General features: G+C 74.4%; 15 protein-coding genes and 1 tRNA gene. 12 read left to right on the top strand and 4 right to left on the bottom strand.

What is annotated here, in order from left to right; genetic code table 11:
• Nucleotides 1–168 precede the first annotated feature (168 nt).
• Nucleotides 169–930 (top strand): AfsR/SARP family transcriptional regulator, encoded by a 762-nt coding sequence (locus ABZ404_RS12425; RefSeq protein ID WP_358837626.1) that lies wholly within the window; start codon nucleotides 169–171, stop codon nucleotides 928–930.
• Nucleotides 931–946: 16 nt separating this feature from the next.
• On the opposite strand, the gene ABZ404_RS12420 is transcribed toward ABZ404_RS12425, so the two are convergent.
• Both ABZ404_RS12420 and ABZ404_RS12415 read right to left on the bottom strand, forming a co-directional pair.
• Nucleotides 947–1,876, bottom strand: a complete 930-nt coding sequence (locus ABZ404_RS12420; RefSeq protein WP_358990360.1) for a phosphatidylglycerol lysyltransferase domain-containing protein — start codon at nucleotides 1,874–1,876, stop codon at nucleotides 947–949.
• Nucleotides 1,877–1,989: 113 nt separating this feature from the next.
• The gene (locus ABZ404_RS12415) at nucleotides 1,990–2,661 is read right to left on the bottom strand and encodes a GDSL-type esterase/lipase family protein (protein WP_358835624.1); all 672 of its coding nucleotides are present in this window, start codon (nucleotides 2,659–2,661) and stop codon (nucleotides 1,990–1,992) included.
• Between the two features lie 219 nt (nucleotides 2,662–2,880).
• On the opposite strand from ABZ404_RS12415, the gene ABZ404_RS12410 reads away from it, so the two are divergent.
• A tRNA-OTHER gene (locus ABZ404_RS12410) sits at nucleotides 2,881–2,975 on the top strand.
• A gap of 270 nt (nucleotides 2,976–3,245) precedes the next feature.
• On the opposite strand, the gene ABZ404_RS12405 is transcribed toward ABZ404_RS12410, so the two are convergent.
• Complete coding sequence (locus ABZ404_RS12405) at nucleotides 3,246–4,472, bottom strand: MFS transporter (RefSeq protein ID WP_358835623.1); 1,227 nt, start codon at nucleotides 4,470–4,472, stop codon at nucleotides 3,246–3,248.
• 93 nt (nucleotides 4,473–4,565) lie between these two features.
• Here ABZ404_RS12405 and ABZ404_RS12400 point away from each other — a divergent pair, with 93 nt between their 5' ends.
• Together ABZ404_RS12400 and ABZ404_RS12395 are read left to right on the top strand one after the other, a co-directional pair.
• The gene (locus tag ABZ404_RS12400) at nucleotides 4,566–5,336 is read left to right on the top strand and encodes a helix-turn-helix transcriptional regulator (RefSeq protein ID WP_358835627.1); all 771 of its coding nucleotides are present in this window, start codon (nucleotides 4,566–4,568) and stop codon (nucleotides 5,334–5,336) included.
• Nucleotides 5,337–5,661: 325 nt separating this feature from the next.
• On the top strand, nucleotides 5,662–6,771 hold the full coding sequence (locus ABZ404_RS12395; protein WP_358835626.1) for a nitric oxide synthase oxygenase: 1,110 nt from the start codon (nucleotides 5,662–5,664) through the stop codon (nucleotides 6,769–6,771).
• A gap of 359 nt (nucleotides 6,772–7,130) precedes the next feature.
• On the opposite strand, the gene ABZ404_RS12390 is transcribed toward ABZ404_RS12395, so the two are convergent.
• The gene (locus ABZ404_RS12390; RefSeq protein WP_358835622.1) at nucleotides 7,131–7,565 is read right to left on the bottom strand and encodes a MarR family transcriptional regulator; all 435 of its coding nucleotides are present in this window, start codon (nucleotides 7,563–7,565) and stop codon (nucleotides 7,131–7,133) included.
• A gap of 174 nt (nucleotides 7,566–7,739) precedes the next feature.
• Here ABZ404_RS12390 and ABZ404_RS12385 point away from each other — a divergent pair, with 174 nt between their 5' ends.
• The 8 genes from ABZ404_RS12385 (at nucleotide 7,740) to ABZ404_RS12350 (ending at nucleotide 16,331) form a co-directional block, all read left to right on the top strand.
• Nucleotides 7,740–9,020 (top strand): Glu/Leu/Phe/Val dehydrogenase dimerization domain-containing protein, encoded by a 1,281-nt coding sequence (locus tag ABZ404_RS12385; RefSeq protein WP_358835621.1) that lies wholly within the window; start codon nucleotides 7,740–7,742, stop codon nucleotides 9,018–9,020.
• On the top strand, nucleotides 9,017–10,486 hold the full coding sequence (locus ABZ404_RS12380; RefSeq protein WP_358835620.1) for an adenylosuccinate lyase family protein: 1,470 nt from the start codon (nucleotides 9,017–9,019) through the stop codon (nucleotides 10,484–10,486). Before ABZ404_RS12385 ends, ABZ404_RS12380 begins: the two co-directional genes overlap by 4 nt.
• Entirely contained in the window at nucleotides 10,483–11,100 is a 618-nt protein-coding gene (locus tag ABZ404_RS12375; RefSeq protein WP_358835619.1) for a hypothetical protein, read from the top strand. Before ABZ404_RS12380 ends, ABZ404_RS12375 begins: the two co-directional genes overlap by 4 nt.
• 67 nt (nucleotides 11,101–11,167) lie before the next feature.
• Nucleotides 11,168–11,854 carry an FmdE family protein gene (locus ABZ404_RS12370; RefSeq protein ID WP_358835618.1) on the top strand — a complete coding sequence of 229 codons (687 nt, stop codon included), beginning with the start codon at nucleotides 11,168–11,170 and terminating at the stop codon, nucleotides 11,852–11,854.
• 44 nt (nucleotides 11,855–11,898) lie between these two features.
• Complete coding sequence (locus tag ABZ404_RS12365; protein ID WP_358835617.1) at nucleotides 11,899–12,756, top strand: NAD(P)H-binding protein; 858 nt, start codon at nucleotides 11,899–11,901, stop codon at nucleotides 12,754–12,756.
• Between the two features lie 4 nt (nucleotides 12,757–12,760).
• Nucleotides 12,761–13,642, top strand: coding sequence for an inositol monophosphatase family protein (locus ABZ404_RS12360; protein WP_358835616.1), 882 nt, complete (start codon nucleotides 12,761–12,763; stop codon nucleotides 13,640–13,642).
• Between the two features lie 215 nt (nucleotides 13,643–13,857).
• Nucleotides 13,858–14,955 (top strand): phenazine biosynthesis protein, encoded by a 1,098-nt coding sequence (locus ABZ404_RS12355; protein WP_358835615.1) that lies wholly within the window; start codon nucleotides 13,858–13,860, stop codon nucleotides 14,953–14,955.
• Entirely contained in the window at nucleotides 14,955–16,331 is a 1,377-nt protein-coding gene (locus ABZ404_RS12350) for an aldehyde dehydrogenase family protein (RefSeq protein ID WP_358990357.1), read from the top strand. Before ABZ404_RS12355 ends, ABZ404_RS12350 begins: the two co-directional genes overlap by 1 nt.
• The last annotated feature ends 15 nt before the right edge of the window (nucleotides 16,332–16,346 follow it).

The following is a 16,346-nucleotide window of genomic DNA, read 5'->3' as shown; positions in this document are numbered from 1 at the left end:
CGTTGACCCTGCCAGAAGCGAACAAATAGGCTTCATCCATGTGCGATACGGGGTAGGATCGCCGCTCTTCGAAGCGGAGATCATCCATATCCACCGGCACTGCCGGAAGATCCCTTCAGGGCATCGGCGGAGTCGGGGGATTCCAGCACGAAGCACGGGGGAAGCACGGTGAAAGTTCGTCTGCTCGGATCACTGGAAATAACCGACGGCCATCTCACGTTCCGGATTCCCGGCGAGAAGTTACGGGCGATCGTGGCCGCCCTCGCCCTGTCGCCGGGCCGGCCGGTCTCACGGCACGATCTCATCGACGAGTTGTGGGGAGAGGAACTCCCCCGCAACGCCGAGAACTCGCTCCAGGGCCATGTCGCCCGGCTGCGCCGCATCATCGAGTCCCGCACGGGCCGCGACGGGCCGCGCGGACTCATCCAGACGTCCAGCTTCGGCTACGCGCTCTCGCTGCCCGAACGCGACGTCGACGCCTCGCTGTTCACCGCCCTGGTGCGGCAGGCCACCGCCGCGCGCCGGGCCTCGCCCGAGCGCGTGGTCAGACTGCTCACCGAGGCGCTGGCCCTGTGGCGCGGGCCCGCGCTCCTCGACACCGGCCAGGGCATGATCAGCCGGCTCGCCTACACCCGGCTGACCGAGGTGCGGCTGATGGCGTACGAGCATCTCTTCGACGCCGAGCTGGACCTCGGCAGGCACCGCGAGGCGGTCACCGAACTCCAGCAGCTGCACGCCCAGTACCCGTTGCGCGAGCGCTTCTGCGAGCAGCTCATCACCGCGCTCTACCGCTCGGGGCGCCAGGCCGAGGCGCTCGACGCCTACCACCGCACCCGCCAGCGGCTCTCCCACAGTCTCGGCCTGGAGCCGGGGGACGCGCTGCGCGCCCGCTTCCAGGACATCCTGCGAAGGGAGCCGGTCGCCCTCTGAGACGCCGCCCCGGCCGTCAGGGCGCCGCGGCCGACCTCAGCAGTCGGCCCAGCGCCCCGCCGGCCGCCCGGCCCTGCCAGGCGAGGTAACCGGGCTGCACCAGGTGCGGGTCCCAGATCCGCTGGTAGGCGAGCCGCCGGGCCGTCGCGTGCCGCCACGCACCGTGCCCGGCGGCGAGCCGAAGCAGCCGCGCCGCCGCCGCGCTCGCGGTCCCGAGCTCGTACTGGGCGCAGAGCCCGGCGAAGGCGGTGAAGCCGAGGTGCAGCCACTGCGCCCCCTCGGTGGTGAACGCCCCTGCGGCCGCCAGGTTGACCGCCTCCACGGCGCCCCGGGGCGCGTCCGGCGCCCGGCGCGCGGTGTGGTGCAGCCAGCCGGGGCGGGAGCCGAACACCGGCAGGTAGGTGACGGACGCGATGTCCCGGCCCCCGGCCTGCCCGGCGAACACCCGCCTCCCGTCGGCCGCGCCGGCCACCTCGCGACCGCCCGCGCTGTCCCCGTACGCCACTTCGGCCGTCTCGACCCCGGCGAGCCACGCCCGGGTGACCGCCAGACGCAGCTCGGCCAGGCGCGGGCCGCCGAGGCGGAATTCGGGGAGGTAGACCGCGTAGGACGAGCCGGCCTGGTTCACGGTGAAGCCGCAGCGGGCGAAGAGCGCGGCCTCCGGGCGCCGCAGCCGGGTGGCCACGACTTTCCTGCGCCGTTCCGCGGCGAATTCCGTGAAAGCGCGCAGCAGCGGTTCCTGGCCGTCATGGGGAGCGATCACTCCGCCGCTCTGGTGCAGATGGCCACCGGTATCCCGAAAAGGGATCACTCCGGTCCTGCCCGCCACACGGAAGTATTCCGCTCCCTCGCTCATCGCCAGAAAGGCGCCGGGATGGTCGCCGTAGGCACGTAAGTTCTCGCGGACCGTATCGCCGCCGCGCACGGCGAAGGTGTCGATGCTCATGACATTCCCCCCTGTCATGAGCATCCTCGCAGCCGCGGGCCCCAATTCCCTGACACGCGCGTCTCAGTCGGGTATCAGAGCGCTCGCGGCGCACCCGCCGCCGAGCGGTTGGGCTAGGACGCCGGGCAGGAGGCCAGGGTCCGTACCACCGCCGCCGCGGCCACCGCGTGCCCCCGGCTGTTCAGACGGCCCGGCTGCGGGCTCCACAGCGCTCCGGGATCGGCGTCCTGGTGCTTCATCAGGTCGATGTGCAGGGCCCCATGACGGAGGGTCACTATCGCCAGGCGTTCCACCAGGAGGCGCTGGCGGGAGCGCACCCGGTCGCGGTGGGCCGGGGCAACCTGGCCCGAGGCGGACCAGTCGAACGGGCTGACCACCACCGTGTGGCGGCACGCCATCTCCTTCAACGAGGCGAGAATTCGGCTGAGTTCGGTCTCCACCACATCCGCGTCGAACCGGCGCGCCCGTACATCGGGCCCGCCGCACGCGATCACCGCGAGGTCGGACCGGAAGGCGAGCGCCTGGGCCAGCTGGCGCGAGCGCACCTCGGCGAGGACGAGTTCGCGCCGGGCCTGGACGAGCAGACAGGCCAGGCCCGGGCGGGCCTCGCGCAGCGCCCGGGCCACCCGGTCGGGCCACACCCGGGGCCGGTAGCCGGGGACCGCCGCGGCCCGGGCGAGCCGGCCCTCCTGCCCGCTGAGCACCACCGCGCGCCGCCACGGGAGGCCGCCGAGCAGGGTCCGGGCCTCGCCCGGGCGCAGACAGCGCGGATCGTCGTCCTCCATCGCACAGCCCAGCCTTTCCCTCGCCCCCGCGCTGCCGTCGTAGTGACCGCGGCGCCGGCCGTCAACCGCCCGTGGAGCCGGGGCGGACGGACCGGCCCGGATCGGGCCACCCGGCCGCCCCGCGGCGGGTACCGGGCGCCGGACCGGCGAAACACGCGTCTCAGTGGCGTCTCAGCGCGGTCTCAGCGGCCCCGGCGAGGATCCATCCGTACGAGGACGGGAGAGGTACCCGAAGGGGTCCGACGGGGGTTGCGGGCAGGCGCCGGACCGGGCGCCGGCGGCCCGCGCAGGTTCGAGTCCTGCCCTCTCCGCCACAGCACTGCTGCGTCGGGCGCGCCGAGACGTCCGTCGATGTGTCCGTCCCCCGAGCCGCCCCCGGTGGTGGACAGTCCGGCCACCGGAACGGCACGCGGGGACGGGGCACGAGGTCGCGCGACGGATCGCGGGGGCCGGTACGCCCGGCGAGCCGGCTGTGACAGAGCGGCCGGGCCCCGCCCAGCAGCTCGTCCGCACCGCGGGCGGGCCGGGCGGCCCGGCCGTCCTGGTGCGCGGCGAGGGGGCGAGGAGCCCGCCCGCGGCACCCGCTACCCGCCGGACACGGTCCCGCGCGCGCTCCCGGCGCTCGCCCCGTGGCCCCGCGGCGCCTCCGGCTCGGGCAGCCCGCGCGCCAGCCACCAGGCGAGGGCGCACAGCGCGATCAGCGGGGCGAGCGCCACGCCGAGCCCGGCCGCCTCCCCCAGGGCTCCGATCCCCGGCGAGACCACTCCCCCGACGCTCACCGCGAGCCCGAGCGTGACCCCGCTCGCCGTGCCGACCCGGTTCGGCAGGAAGTCCTGCCCGAGGGTGACGTGGAGGGAGAACGGCGCGTACAGCACGGCTGCCGCCAGCGCCGCGCAGCCGAAGAACGCGGGCCCGGGCACCAGGACCACGCCCGCCACGGCCGGGACCGAGGCCGCGTAGGCCCTCCGTACGGTACGGACCCGGCCCCACCGCGCCGCGAGCCGTCCCCCCGCGACGGTCCCGGCGGCGCCGCCCGCGAACAGGGTGAACAGCGCGGCCGAGCCGGTCGCGGGGCCGCCCCCGGCGCGCTCCTGGGCGTAGAGGCCGATGAAGGCGCTCAGGCCCACGAAGACCACCGAGCGGCACACCACGATCACCGACAGCCGCAGGAACACCGGCCAGTTGTCCGGCCCGGCCGGGTGCGCGGCGCCCGCGCGTCCGGCCGCCGCCGTCCGCCGCGCCAGCAGCCGTACCGCCGGTGCCGTGCACACCACCCCGGCCACCGCGGGCACCACCAGCCACGGCGTCGCCCCGAGTCCCCCGGCCGTGAGCACCGGCCCGACCACGACCGGCGCGAGGGCGAAGCCGAGGGTGCCGCCCAGGGAATACCACCCCATGGCGACATGGCTGCCCCGCCCGGCGGCGCGGGCCAGCCGCGCGGACTCCGGGTGGTAGGCGGCGACGCCGGTCCCGGCGAGCGCGACGGCGAGCCAGGTGAGCGGATAGGAGTCGCCGAGGCCGGACAGGGCGATGCCCACGCCCGCGCCGAGGCTGCTCAGCGGGATCAGCCACGGCATCGTCCAGCGGTCGGTGAGCGCCCCGAACACCGGCTGGACGACGGAGGAGAGCAGGGTCGCGGCGAGCACGATGCCGGAGGCGGCCGTATAGCCGTAGCCGCGACCGGCGACCAGGAAGGGGACGAGGGCGGGCACCGCCCCCTGGTAGAAGTCGACCGTGGCGTGGCCGAGGGCCAGTACGGCCACAGGGGACGGTCTCTTGGCGGGGCCGGCGGGCGGCGCTGTCGTCGTCACCCCTCGATCCTGTGGGCGCCGCCGGTCGGCGGGCTTCCGATAAAGTGCCGAGCTGTGCCGATATTCCGCCACGGGCCGCCGCACATCCCCACCATGACCCGGTACCTCGCCCCGGGCACGGGGGTGCGGACCCACCGCCACGAAGTGCACCAGGTCGTCTACGCGGGCCGGGGCGTCCTGTCGGTGACGACGGACGCGGGCACCTGGGTGGCCCCGGCCACCCGGGCGATCTGGGTGCCCGCCGGGACGCCGCACGAGCACCGGGCGTACGGCGAGACGGATCTGCACACCGTCGGCGTTCCGGTGGACCGCGATCCGCTGGGACTCGCCCGGCCCGCGGTCCTGGCGATGGGGCCGCTGCTGCGCGAGCTGGTCATCGCGTACAGCTCGCCGGGCCCGAGGGGGACGCCCGAGGCCGACCGGATGCTGGCGGTCGTCCTGGACCAGCTGCGGCACGCGCCGGAGCAGCCGCTGCACCTGCCCACGGCCCGCGATCCCCGGCTGGCGGCGCTCTGCGCGCTCCTGGACGACGACCCGGCCGACCCCCGGCCGCTGGCGGAGCTCGGGGCGGCGGTGGGGGCGAGCGCCCGCACCCTGGCCCGGCTGTTCCGCGCCGAGATGGGCATGACGTTCCCGCAGTGGCGCACCCAACTGCGGCTCCACCACGCGCTGGTGCTGCTCTCGGGGGACGCCACGGTGACCTCGGTGGCGCGGCGGTGCGGCTGGTCCTCGACGAGCGCGTTCATCGACGTCTTCCGCCGGGCGTTCGGGCACACACCGGGGGCGCGTCGGGCGACGCCGGGACTCGCCGCCCCCACCTCCGGTGTACCGCACAGGTTTACCCCGGACCCAACGGCCGGTTGACGCCGCGCACATGTGGGGCTTGCCACCATGGGTGCGGGGGCGGGTCCCGGGGGGGGGGAAAATCCCGGGGGCCGGCGGGGACCGGGGGTCACGGGGGTGCCCCTGGTCCCCCGCACATGGCCCTGGACCCGATCGAAAACAGTCATCGCGCGATCCGAACACGCCATTGCCCATCACTGCTCCGCAACGGCCGTCCCCCACCGGCGGATCGCGGGCATCATCGGCCCACCGATCGTCGTTGGGCCCGGAGGTGCGCGTGATACGGAAATTCCTCGCCAGGCCGAGGCGCCCCGCGAGCGGCGGCCCGAGCCCGGCCGGGGCGGCGCTGTGGGAGGAGGCCGCCGAGTTCGTCCGGCTGCACCACGCGGAGGAGCCCGCGCCCGGCGGCCCGGAGCGGCGGCTGGCGGAGATACGCGAGGAGATCGGGGCGACCGGCACCTACCGGCACACCACCGCGGAACTGGAGTTCGGCGCCCGGGTGGCCTGGCGCAACAGCAACCGCTGCATAGGCCGCCTCTACTGGCGGTCGCTTCGGGTGCGCGACCTGCGCCACCTCACCGACGCCGAGCCGATCGCCGAGGCGTGCGCCGGGCATCTGCGCGAGGCCACCAACGGCGGCCGCATCCGCCCCCTGATCACCGTCTTCGCCCCCGAGGCGCCGGGCCGCCCCGCGCCGCGCATCTGGAACGAGCAGCTCATCCGGTACGCGGGCTACCGCACCGCCGACGGCCGCGTCCTGGGCGACCCGCGCAACGCCGGGCTCACGGACCTGGCGCTGTGCCTCGGCTGGCCGGGCGGGCCGCGCACGGCCTTCGACGTACTGCCGCTGATCGTCGAGGGCGTCGACGACAAGCCGCGGACCTTCGAACTGCCCGCCGACGCGGTCCTCGAAGTGCCCCTCGACCACCCCGAGGACGACTGGGGCCGCGCGTGGGGGCTGCGCTGGCACGCCGTGCCCGCGATCTCGGGGATGTGCCTGGAGATCGGCGGGATCCACTATCCGGCGGCGCCCTTCAACGGCTGGTACATGGGGACGGAGATCGGCGCCCGCAACCTCGCCGACACCGACCGCTACGACCTGCTGCCGCGCGTCGCCGAGCGGCTCGGCCTGGACACCGCGGACGACCGCTCGCTGTGGAAGGACCGCGCCCTGGTCGAGCTGAACCGGGCGGTGCTGCACTCCTTCGACCGGGCCGGGGTGACCATGGCCGACCACCACACCGAGTCCCGGCGCTTCGTACGGCATCTGGAGCGCGAGGAGCACAAGGGCCGATCGGTGCCGGCCGACTGGTCCTGGATCGTGCCCCCGATGTCCGGCGCGACCACCGAGGTCTTCCACCGCACCTACGACCCGGCGGAGCTGCGGCCGGGGTTCGCGCATCATCCCGAGGCGGCCGCCCGGGCCCGCGGCGAATCGATTCGGCGCATGTCGTGACGGTCCTCCCGGCCACCGGTGAGGGGGATGCGTAGGGAGGTGCGGGGCCGCGGGCGTACCGGGGTGTCCCCCGAGGGACTGAGATGCTCTGGTACTTCCGTCCGCCGGTGCCGTCCGGCCGTCGGCCCGAACCCCCTGATGTGCGCGACGGCCCCGGACCCTCAAGGGGGCGGGGACGCTTAGGGCGCGCGGCGCGGCAGCCGACGGGCGGTCCGTGGGACGGGCGGCAGCACGAAGGGGCCACTGCCAGGCTGGCGTAATTGCACATGATGCGCAAGAGTGACGCACCGCAATGGCCTGCCGAACGCCCGCCCGGGCCAGGCACACGGGAGTCGGGGCCGTACGGGGGCCCCGGACCGCTACAGGGCCGTCGACTCGTCCGCGACCGCGAGCCGTTGCAGTAGCTCACGCAGCACATCGCGCTCCGCCGCCGACAGGGGCTGCAGGAACGATTCATGGACCTTGACCATCAGGTCTCCCGCGTCCCGCAAGCACACGGTGCCGCGGTCGGTCAGATAGAGCGCGAAGGTCCTGCGGTCGGCGCCGCGACGGCGCTCCAACAGGTCCTTGCGCTCCAGGTCGTCGACGAGCCCGACGATGGTCGTGCGGTCGATGCGCAGGGTCTGCCCGACCATCCGCTGATTGATCCCGGGCTCGGAGTCCACCACGTTCAGCACGCCGAACTGACGCAGCGTGATGTCCAGATGACTCAGGGCCTGCTCGGCCTGCTCGGTGAAACGCTGGCCGGCCTTGCGGAGAAGGAAGCCGTGCCAGCCCTGCAACCCGGGGAACAACGGCTGTGTCCCACTGTTCGGTTCCCTCTTCGCCACCACTTTTTCGGTTCACCCTCCCGTGGTGACGGTCCATCATGAGGGCCGCGAAACAGGGCCCTTGACTCTCCAGTCACCGGTCGGCCATGCTCCCGATTTGACAGAGCACCTGATTGTCACTGTAGCAGACAATCTATCTTGCTCAATTCGCGCGCCCTCATCCGCGCGATCTTCATGACCTACGGGGGAACCATGGTCAGCGTCATCGAGTATGTCGATCCGGTCGAGCACTGCCCCGGTTACCTGGTCTACGACGCCACGGACTGCCGCCTCGCGGCGGGCGGGTGCCGTATGCAGGCCGGGCTCACCGCCGAAACCCTCCAGACCCTCGCGGGACGCATGACGCTCAAGCAGCGCGTGCTCGGGGTCAACGTCGACGGTGCCAAGTGCGGCATCGCCTACGACCCGCACGGCCCGCACCGCGCGGAGGTGCTGCGCCGCTTCGTCGCCTTCCTGGCCGAGGAGCTGAGCACCCGCTTCAGCATGGGGTGCGACATGGGCACCCGGTTCGAGGAGCTCGACGCGATGGCCGGGGCGCTCGGCATCGGCTCCGCCAAGATCGCCGTCCGGCGGGCGCAGCGGATCACCGACCGCGAGTTCCGCGCCCGGATGGGCCTGCTCGACACCCGCGTCGGTCTGCTCACCCTCGGCCAGCGCCGGGCGGGCCAGGCCCTCGCCCACTCCGCGCTCGCCGCGACCGCCCACACCGGCCGCCGCGACAGCCGGGTCAGCGTCGCCCTCCAGGGCTTCGGCAACCTGGGGCGGGCCGCCGCGCTCGCCCTGCTGGAGGCGGGCGTCCGTATCACGGTCGTCGCCGACGAGTACGGCTGCGCGGTCGACCCGCGCGGCCTGGACATCGCGCGGATGCTCACCCTCGACCAGCGCCGCCCGGTCCAGAGCCTGCTGGCCGAGCCGATGCGGCTGCCCCGCGAGGCCCTGTTCGAGCTGCCCGCCGACGTCCTGGTCCTCGCGGGCGGCGAGGACGCGGTCACGGCCGAGCGGGCGGCGGTGCTGCCGGTGCCGATCGTGGCCGTGGGCGCCAACTGCGGGCTGAGCGCCACCGCCGAGCGGCTGCTCCTGGACCGCGGGGTCGTGGTCGTGCCCGACTTCATCGGCGGGATCGGCGGCTCGGCCTCGATGGAGGCGCTGTTCGGTCCGCCCGCCACACCGACGGCGCCCGAGGTGCTCGACACCATCGGGGCGATGATGCGCGAGCTCGTCGGGGACATCCTCTGCGGAGCGCGCGACCGGCGGGTGAGCCCGCGCCAGGTGGCCGCCGGAATCGCCGCGTCGGCGATCGTCTCGCCCGGCGAGAAGCCGTATGGCACCAGTCCGTACCGCCCGGTCCGCCCCGCGCCGCGGGGCAGCCGGGGGCGTTCCGTCCGTACCCCGCAGAAGTCCGAGAGGCGACCGTCATGACCACCGCACCCTCGCCCGAGACCCCGGCCACCCGTCCGGCCCCCGCCCCGGAGGCCACCGAGTGCGCCCACTTACGCGGCCACATCACCGACTCGCGGTTCTACGGGCACCGCTACAGCACCCAGGCCAGCCACCGCATCTTCTGTGACCGATGTCGCTACCAACGGTGGCTCGACGTCGAGGCGGCGCTCGCCCTGAGCCAGGGCGAGCTGGGCATCATCCCGGCGGCGGCCGCCCGGATGATCGCGGAGGCCGCCGACGTGGACCGGCTCGACCTGGCCGCGATCCAGGCCGAGATCCGCCGCACCAGCCACTCCCTCGTCGGTTTCCTCCGCGTCTTCCAGGCCTCCTGCGAGGGCGGCGCGGGTGAGTACGTGCACTACGGCGCCACCACCCAGGACATCCAGGACACCGCGCAGGTGCTGGAGATGCGGGACGTCCTGGACGAGATGGAGGGGCTGCTGCGGGGGCTCGCCGGGCAGCTCGCCGACCTGGCCGAGGCCAACGGCGCCACCGTGGCCCTGGGCCGCACCCACGCCCAGCCCGCCCTCCCGATGGGCTTCGGGATCAAGATCGCCAGCTGGCTGGACGAGGTCGTTCGGCATCTGGAGCGCGTCGAGCAGCTGCGGCCGCGGGTGCTGGCGGCGCAGCTCTTCGGCGGCGTCGGCACCATGGCCGGCTTCGGGGAGCGGGCGCTGCCGCTCCTGGAGGCGTTCGCCGCCCGGCTCGGCCTCGCGGCGCCCGCGGTCGGCTGGCACGTGTCACGGGACCGGGTGGTGGAGTTCGTCTCCACGCTCGCGATGGTGGCGGGGACGATGGGCCGGATCGGGGACGAGGTGCGCGTCCTGTCCCGGCCCGAGTTCGGCGAGCTGGAGATCGGCTGGCGGCACGGCCAGGTCGGCAGCAGCACCATGCCGCACAAGCGCAACCCGGAGGCGTGCGAGCAGGCGGTCGTCATGGCGCGGCTCGCGGCCGCCCAGATGGCCAACGCCCTGGCCTGCATGGGCGGTGACCACGAACGCGACTCGCGGGCGCTGCGCATCGAATGGGCCTGCGTGCCCGACGCCTCGCACTACGCCCTGTCGGCGTGCGAGATCGTCACGCACCTGGTGAGCGGCCTCGCGGTGCGCCCGGAGCGGCTGCGGACCAACGTCGCCGCGGTCGCCGAGCAGATCGCCACCGAGAAGCTGATGCTCGCGCTCGGCAAGCACATCGGGAAGCAGACCGCCCACGAGTACGTGTACGAACTCGTCCAGGCGGCGCGGGACAACGGCACCTCCATGCGCGAGGTGACCGGCCGCGACGGGCTGGCGGGCGCGCCGCTGGACGCCGCCGCCCTCGACGAGATCTTCGACCCGGCGACCTATCTGGGCCAGTCGGTGGCCCTGACCGGCCGGGCGGTGGCCGGGGCGCGCGAGGCGCTGGCCCGGCCCGCGCGGCACGCCGAGGGCGGCGACGCGCGATGAGCGCCGCGCTCGCGCCCGCCGAGTCCGGCACCGGGGAGATATCCCGGGCCCGCGAGATCGTCTTCCCGCGTCCCCTCTACTCCAGCCTGGTCGCCCACGCCGTACGGAAGTTCACCGGCCACTACCTGGCGGGCGAGACCGAGGAGCGCAAGGCGTTCGGGATGCTCGCGGGCCGCCCGGTGCCGGGCGGCATCCAGGTCGGCTCCGTCTTCCCGCTCATCGTCAACATGCGCCACGACAGCGGCCACCGGGCCCGGATGGACGAGGTGGTCCAGGAGCACGCCATCCCGTCCGAGACCCCGATGGAGCAGCGCGGCTGGATCGCCGATCCGCGTGAGCTGATGGCCATCGACGACGCCTGCGACGACGCCGGGTGGGTGCTGTTCGGCAACTACCACACCCACCGGGTGCCCTGGCCGCACGATCCGCTGCGGGACACCTGCACCCATCTGGACCGGGTGCTGGCCGCCGAGTCGGGCCAGTGGACGTTCATCCTGTCCGTCGTCGATCTGCACCGGCCGCTCCTGCGGGCCTTCTTCGAGGGCGACAACGACCGCGAGGCGACCGTCCGCATCGTCCCGCCGCTGCCCGGCATGCGCACGCCCCGGGCCTGAACCGCCCGGTCCCCCGCGCAGTACCGACCGTTCCGCATCCCATCCGTACATCCGTAAAGAGGTCGTCATGGATCGCACCCAGGCTTACAACGACGTCATCCGCTTCCACGGCCACGAGTGCCCCGGCGCCGCCTTCGGCGTCCGGGTCGCCGAGGCCGGGCTCGCCGCCCTCGACCTCAAGGACCCGGGCACGCCCCTGGTCCTGGTCTCCGAGACCGACGCGTGTGCGGTCGACGCGCTCCAGGTGCTCACGGGCTGTACGTACGGCAAGCGCAACCTGATCCACCAGGACGCGGGCCGCAACGTCTTCACGCTCTGGGAGCGCGACGGCTCCCAGGGGGTGCGGATACGGGCGAAGGCGGACAGCGTCGTCTTCCGCACCGAGGAGATCTGGGCGCTGGCCGGCCGGATCGACGACGGCACCGCGACCCTGGAGGACGAGGCGGCCTTCGCACGGCTCCAGGGCGAGCGGATCGCGAAGCTGCTGAGCGTGGCGGACGAGGAGATCCTCGCGGTCGAGAAGGTCGAGGCACCCGCGCCCGGCGTCAAACACCTGGCCCGCACGGACCTCTGCGTGGACTGCGGCGAGCCCACCAGTGTGGAGACGCTCCACGACCACCGGGGCCGCATGGTCTGCCCGGCCTGCCATCTGGCCGCGCACGGCGGGGTACTGCCCGAGGGGCACGGCGACCACGGGCACCACCCGCAGAGCCACCAGCACCGCCACGGCCACCAGCACGACCACAAGCACTGACCGATGCCGACCGAGCGCGTACGTGCGGAAGGGGCCCAGGGGCCGTGACAGTGTTCGTGATCGGCGCGGCGGGCGGACTGGGACAGCTGGTGGTCCGCACGCTGCGGGAGCGTGAGGTGGAGGTGGCCGTCCTGGCGCGGGACCCCGAGCGGGTCCCGGCCGGGCCGGGCGTGCGGGTGGTGGCCGGGGACCTCTCGGACCCGGGCCCGGTCAGGGCGGCGGCCGAGGGCTGCGCGAGCCTGTTCCTCTCGGCCGCCTGCGACGTGGAGTGCCAGAGCGCCGCGGTGGACGTCGCCGCCGACGTGGGCGCGCGGCTGGTGAAGATGTCGCCGTGGCAGGCGGCGGTACGGGAGGACAGCCCGGCGCCCGGGGCCCGCCACCACTGGATCACCGAGCGGTACCTGGCCAAGCGGGACCTGCCGTACACGATCCTGTCCCCCAACTACCCGATGCAGGAGCTGATCCGGCACTACGCGCCCGAGGTGCGCCGGCGCGGGGTGCTGGTCGACCCGGCGGGCGGGCGCGGGGTGAGCGTCGTCGACGAGCACGACGTGGCCGAGGCCGCGGCCCGCGTCCTGACCGAGCCGGGGCACGAGGGCCGCACCTACGCCCTCACCGGCCCGGCCGCACCCACCTTCGCCCAGCTCGCCCGGGTGCTGGCCGGGCTGCTGTCGGCGCCGGTCTCGGCGCGGGAGCTCGCCGGGGCGGAGCTCGCGGCGTGGCTGGCGCGGGAGCACCGGCCGTGGGAGGCCGAACTGGACGCGCTGTTCGGGCAGTTCCGGGAGGGCGCGGGCGAGCCGGTGACCGACGACGTGCGCCGGCTCACCGGGCACGAGCCGCGCCCCGTCGCGGACTTCCTCAAGGCCCACCTCCCGCACTTCCTGCCGGACGCGGAGGGCTGAGCCGATGCCCGTGACCCCACGCGCCGCCGAACGGACGGTCGTCGCCGACGACTTCCTCGCCGCGGGCTTCGCCGCCCGCTCCGCGGTGGCGGCCGGACGGCTCCTCCTCGATCTGCGGATGCAGCACGAGGACGGCCTCGCCCCCGGCGGCGCCAAGATGGCGCAGCTCGGCCGCACCTGGTCGGGGCTGCTGCTGCGCAACCGGATCCGCGCCCGCTATCCGCGCGACGGGATGCTCACCGGCCCGGCCGACCGGGCGCCGGAGTCCCTGCGCAGACGCCGGGTGTGGCTGGTCGAGCCGCTGGACTCGGCCGAGGAGTACCACGCCGGCGGCGATCCGCACTGGTCGGTGCAGCTCGCGCTCTGGGAGCGGGAGCGGGGTGTGGTGGCCGCGGCCGTCGCGGTCCCCGCGCTGTGCGAGGTGGTGTGCACCGCGGACCGGGACGCGGGGTGGCGCCGGCCCCGGCCGGTGCCCCGGCAGCGGCCGAGGGTGGTGATCGACACCCGCGACCCGGCCGCGTTCGCCCGTACGGTGGTGCGCCAGACCGGGGGCGAGCTGGTCCCGATGGGCTCGTCCGGGGCCAAGGTCCTGGCGGTGGTCCAGGGCGACGCGGACGCCTACATCCACACCGCGGGCGCCTGGGAGTGGGGCGACGAGGCGCTGTTCCGGGTGGCCCGGGCCGCCGGGCTCCGGGTGAGCCGGCTGTACCCGCCGCAGGAGGAGCGCTCCGGTCCGGTGGACCCCGGCCGCCGGGCGCCGCTGGCGGTGATCTGCCGTCCGGGGCTGACCCGGGCACTCCTGACCGCCTTCGCGGTGCACGGCATCCGGCCGGCCGCGGCACTGCCCGCGCCCCGGGCCCGCCCGGGGTCACCGGCCGCGGGGTGAGGCCGGGGGGCCGGGCCCGGCCCCCCGGCCGATCGGGGCGTCGCCTCCGCGCGGCCGACTCCCCACCGGCGGCGCGGGCAGTCTTGACGCCCCTTCCCGCGCTCAACATACTGCCAACAATCAGGACCTCTGACAATCAGTCACCTGTTCTACGCCCGCCGCGTGTCGAGACGCCGGGTCGCCGATCCCTCCAGAACGGACAGGACCGAACCGAGATGGCCGACGACTTCACTTCCGTGTTCGAGCCCCCACTTGACCAGCTGCCCGACATCGACGACCTCGTCCGCGCGACCATGGAGTGGCACTTCTCGCCGCTGACCGGCAGCCCGTACTGGGTCGAACGCGCCAAGGGCTTCTCCTTCGACCCGCGCACCGACGTCCAGAGCCTGGCGGACCTGCGCCTGTTCGCGGACGTGCCGGTCGACTGGAGCCGGATAGCCGCCGACCAGCTGGTGCCGCGCGGCAGCGCGCCGGGCACGCGGTACGGGATCTACGAGTCGGGCGGGGCCACCGGGGCGCCCAAGCGGATCGTGGACGCCACCTCGCGGCGCCGCAACGTCCAGTGGCAGAGCCGGATGCTCGACGAGCAGGGCTTCCCCTCCGGCGAGGGCAACTGGCTGCACATCGGCCCCACCGGCCCCCATGTCATGGCCAAGAACATCGGCACCCTCTCCGAACTGCGCGGCATGCTCTGCTACTTCGTCGACCTCGACCCGCGCTGGGTCCGGCGCTGTGTCAGCGAGGGCCGCCAGAGCGAGTTCCGCCGCTATGTCGACCACATCCTCGACCAGGTCAAGGACGTCCTGCGCACCCAGGACATCCGGGGCATCTCCACCACCCCGCGCATCCTGGAGTCCATCGGCGCCCGCGAGGACGTCCACGCCCTGCTGCGCGACAGCGTGCGCGGCATCATCTGGGGCGGCACCAGCATGGACGGCGAGACCCTGCGCCTGCTGGACGAGGAGATGTTCCCGCAGGCCAGGCTGGCCGGCGCGTACGGCAACACCATGATGGGCGTCGCCCCGCAGCGCACCCCGCGCCCCGGCGACGCGGCGCCGTGCGTCTTCCGCCCCTTCTATCCGTACACCGTCGTCGAACTCGTCGACCCCGCGCAGCCGGACCGGATCATCTGCGACGACGAGGACGGGCGGGTCGTCATCACCGTGCTGACCCGGGACTACTTCACCCCGCCGACCCTGGAGCGGGACCTGGCGACCCGCCGCGCCACGGTCGACGGCTTCCCCGGCATCGAGCTCTCCGGGGTCCGCCCGTACGAGTCGGTCGGCACCTCCGTGGTCGAAGGGGTGTACTGATGGACGGGGCCGAGGACCTGTACGAGATCCCGCTGATCCGGGCGGGTCTGCCCCGGCAGTCGGCCGAGCGCGCCGAACTCGCGGGCGTCGACGGCACCCCGCTGGCGCTGGTCCACCTCGCCCCGCCGCTGCTGGCGCGGCTGACCGTGGCGGACGCGCGGGCCGGGGCCGAGCGGACACCGGAGCCGGAGCGCATCGCCGCGGCGGGCGAGCTCTTCGCCACCGCGACCCTGGGCGGGCTGACACCGCGGGCCTACGGCGAACTCCAGTCCCGGGTCACGGGGGTGCCCGTCGCGGTGGCCCGGCACTCGCTGAACGATGTCGCCGAGACGTTCGCAGACGTGGGCGCGAAGTTCCTCGCCGAGCGCCCGGCCGGCGTCCCGGCCGCGCCCGTCCCGGGCGAGATCTCCACGGTGTGGACGCGCCGCGGCGACGTCCTCGCCGTGATCGCGCCCAGCAACAACCCCGGTACGCACACCCAGTGGCTCACCGCGCTGGCCTGCGGGTACCGGCTGGTGGTGCGGCCGGGGACCCGCGATCCGTTCACCCCGGCCCGGATGATCGCCGCGCTCCTGGACGCGGGCGTCGCCCCGCACTACCTCTCGCTGCTGCCCGGCAGCCACGCCACCGGGGACGCGCTGGTGGAGGCGGCCGATCTGAGCCTGGTCTTCGGCGGGGACGCGGCGGCCCGGCGCTACGGCGAGGACCGCCGGGTCATCCTGCGCGGCCCTGGCCGCTCCAAGCTGCTGCACACCGGCGCGATCACCGAGCAGACCGTCGACGTGATCTGCCGTTCGGTGGGCTACGACGCGGGGATGCGCTGCACCAACGCGACCGCCGTGTTCACCGACGCCGACCCGGCGGCGCTGGCCGCGGCCGTGGCCGAGCGGCTCGCCCGACTGACCCCGGCGCCGCCCCAGTCGCCCGAGGCGCAGGTACCGGTGCTGCCGCTGGCGGAGGCGAAGGCGCTGCGCGAGCATCTGACGGCACGCCTGGAGGGGGCGGTCGACGTGGCCGCGCCGCTGTATCCCGAGGGGCCGGTGGCGGACCTCGGCGACGGGTCGGCCGCGCTGCGACCCGCCGTCCTGCTCTGCGACCGCTCCGACCATCCCGGCGCCCGGATCGAGCTCTCGTTCCCGTGCGTGTGGATCCTGCCGTGGCGGCGCGAGGAGGGGTTCGGGCCGCTGCGGGACGCCCTCGCCCTCACCATCCTCGGCGGCGACGAGCCGCTGGCGCGCGAGGCGCTGCGGGAGCGGTCGATCCGCAAGGTCCTGCTGGGCCCCATCCCGACGTACCAGGCGGGCCGGACCAGTCCGCACGACGGCTATCTGAGCCACGACCTGATGGAGGCCCGGGCCTTCGGCACCTCGGCCTGAGACGCGGCCCGCGAG

The sequence above is a fragment of the Streptomyces sp. NPDC005878 genome (assembly GCF_040629815.1).
Lineage (GTDB): Bacteria > Actinomycetota > Actinomycetes > Streptomycetales > Streptomycetaceae > Streptomyces.
Note: the sequence above shows the minus strand (reverse complement) of the source record. Positions and strands in the feature narration are given on the sequence as shown.

Bases quoted from the DNA above. Each gene is read 5' to 3' on its own strand.
- ABZ404_RS12420 (WP_358990360.1), bottom strand. From the start codon at position 1,876: ATGAGCATCGACACCTTCGCCGTGCGCGGCGGCGATACGGTCCGCGAG.
- ABZ404_RS12415 (WP_358835624.1), bottom strand. From the start codon at position 2,661: ATGGAGGACGACGATCCGCGCTGTCTGCGCCCGGGCGAGGCCCGGACC.
- ABZ404_RS12400 (WP_358835627.1), top strand. From the start codon at position 4,566: ATGACCCGGTACCTCGCCCCGGGCACGGGGGTGCGGACCCACCGCCAC.
- ABZ404_RS12380 (WP_358835620.1), top strand. From the start codon at position 9,017: ATGACCACCGCACCCTCGCCCGAGACCCCGGCCACCCGTCCGGCCCCC.
- ABZ404_RS12375 (WP_358835619.1), top strand. From the start codon at position 10,483: ATGAGCGCCGCGCTCGCGCCCGCCGAGTCCGGCACCGGGGAGATATCC.
- ABZ404_RS12370 (WP_358835618.1), top strand. From the start codon at position 11,168: ATGGATCGCACCCAGGCTTACAACGACGTCATCCGCTTCCACGGCCAC.
- ABZ404_RS12360 (WP_358835616.1), top strand. From the start codon at position 12,761: ATGCCCGTGACCCCACGCGCCGCCGAACGGACGGTCGTCGCCGACGAC.
- ABZ404_RS12355 (WP_358835615.1), top strand. From the start codon at position 13,858: ATGGCCGACGACTTCACTTCCGTGTTCGAGCCCCCACTTGACCAGCTG.
- ABZ404_RS12350 (WP_358990357.1), top strand. From the start codon at position 14,955: ATGGACGGGGCCGAGGACCTGTACGAGATCCCGCTGATCCGGGCGGGT.